Genomic DNA, 1,580 nt, shown 5'->3' with positions numbered 1-1,580 from the left:
GCGTCGGACTCCATGTCCCAGCCGAGTTCGGTCGCGCCCCGCTGTCCCAGCCGGTTTACGTCGACGACGGTGATCAGGTTTGTGAGGCTGTAATGGGAAGCCTTGTCCAGGGCTTCCCAAATGGAGGCTTCGGCCATTTCGCTGTCGCCACACAGCACCCACACCCGGTAGGGGAGCCGATCCAGGTATTTTCCTGCGAGGGCCACGCCAACGCCGTCCGGAAGTCCCTGCCCCAGCGAGCCCGTCGCGAAATCTACCCAGGGCAGTGCCGGCGTCGGGTGTCCCTGCAGGCGCTGGCCGATGCGGCGGTAGCCGGTCATGAGCTCATCGTCGGAAACGACGCCGACGGCTTTGAAGACCGAATACAGGAGGGGAGAGGCATGGCCTTTGGAGAAAATCACGTGATCATTGGTGTCCAGGTCCGGGTTGTCCCAGTCATAGCGCAGATGACGGCTGATCAGGACAGCCAGCAAGTCTGCGGCCGACATGCTCGACGTTGGATGGCCGGATCCGGCGGACGTGCTGGACCGGATGGAGTCCACCCGGAGCTGCGCAGCGAGTTCAGCGACCTGTGAGAGGTCCGCGCCGACGTTTCCTTGGTTTGCCGCGGGCATGGCGATGTCCTTCGTCGATGGAACGTGCCGGATCCCTGCAGGTTCCCCCGCAAAGGAGAGCAAGTCAAGACTCTCCCTGTCGTGGCGCCGCGGACAGATTTAGACTGGAGCATTCCGCGACGCTGGCGGGCTGGCGATGCTGAGCGGGCAACCGAAGATCACGTGAGTATCGGGAGGGTCTCGCCATGGGCGATGCCTCGCGGAAGGCTAATCGGGCGGTATCCGAGGCGGCGTCGGCGAGCCGGAGTCCCGCGTTGCGAATCTTGGCGCGCGGCGGGTTCGTCTTCATCGGCCTGGTCCACATCCTGATCGGTGTCATTGCCCTGCAGATCGACAGGGGGCAGGGCGGGGAGGCCGACCAGTCCGGAGCGCTCGGATCGCTCGCTTCGACGCCGGGTGGTCCGTTCCTGCTCTGGGCCGGGTTTGCGGGTTGCGCCGCATTGGCCCTGTGGATGCTCAGCGAGGCCGTCTTCGAGGCCCGGTCCGAGGCCGACTCGAAGAAGAAGCTGCAGGAGGCGGGGGCCGCAGTGGGGAAGGCCGTGGTGTATGGCTTTTTGGCTTTCACCTTCGCGGTGTTCGCCGCGGGCGGGAGCAAGAACTCCAGCCAGTCGGCCAGTGACTTCACCGCGAAGCTCATGGGGGCGCCCGCCGGCGTGGTGCTGCTGATCGCCGTCGGCCTCGCGATCATCGCCTCAGGCGCCTTCTACGTCTACCGGGGCGTCACCCGCAAGTTCATGGAGGATCTGCAGGACCCTGGCAGCGCCCGCACAGCGGTCGAATGCATCGGAACCATTGGCTATCCCGCCAAAGGCGTGGTGCTCGCCGTCGTCGGCATCCTGATCATCGTCGCCGCGGCCACCGCGGATCCATCCAAATCCTCCGGCCTCGACGGCGGCCTGAAGACCCTTGGCTCCCAGCCGTATGGTGTGTTCCTGCTCGCCGCAACCGCGGCAGGGCTGATCTGTT

The 1,580-nt window shown here is 65.6% G+C and carries 1 protein-coding gene and 1 pseudogene; one reads left to right on the top strand and one right to left on the bottom strand.

Features of this window, described 5'->3' with window-relative positions; genetic code table 11:
• A pseudogene (locus tag AC1DEY_RS23300) lies at positions 1-614 on the bottom strand (transketolase); the annotation flags it as partial.
• Between the two features lie 254 nt (positions 615-868).
• Here AC1DEY_RS23300 and AC1DEY_RS23295 point away from each other — a divergent pair.
• The coding region (locus AC1DEY_RS23295) for a DUF1206 domain-containing protein (protein WP_476870068.1) at positions 869-1,580 on the top strand (712 nt) is incomplete at its 3' end.

Source organism: Arthrobacter sp. 05T47 (genome assembly GCF_056395825.1).
The sequence above is the reverse complement of the archived record's forward strand: the minus strand, read 5'-3'. Positions and strand labels throughout refer to the sequence as shown.